Annotated in this window: 1 pseudogene; it reads left to right on the top strand. The window is 39.6% G+C overall.

Annotation, left to right across the window (positions count from 1 at the left end):
- Positions 1-211 (top strand): annotated as a pseudogene (locus tag ETC02_RS17580) (hypothetical protein); the annotation flags it as partial.
- Positions 212-374 lie beyond the last annotated feature (163 nt).

The raw sequence follows: 374 nt of genomic DNA on the forward strand, positions 1-374 counted from the left end.
ATCTGCTCCGACGGGGGTAAGTTATACAAACGGAAATGGAACAGGATATATCGATTTCAAATGGAATCCTGTGAGTGGAGCGACGGGGTATAAAATTTGGATTTTTAACGGTTCCTACTATGAATCGTTAGATGTCGGGAACGTCACTTCTTGGACAACGAAAAACAAAAAGTATTGGCCAACATCCACGGAAATTCATGCAGGTAGATATAATGTAAATTATCACTTTATTTCGGAACAAAAGAGCCATTTTTTTGCACATTCCTTCAGAAAGCCCTCTCCCCTTTTCTGAAAGAATGTGCTAAATTTTTTGTGAATTATTTCGGAAGAGAAAATCCATCGGTTCATAGGAGGGGGAGGAGGACGTGATTCAA

The organism is Geobacillus sp. DSP4a, assembly GCF_013096875.1.
In the GTDB taxonomy this organism is placed as follows: domain Bacteria; phylum Bacillota; class Bacilli; order Bacillales; family Anoxybacillaceae; genus Geobacillus; species Geobacillus thermophilus.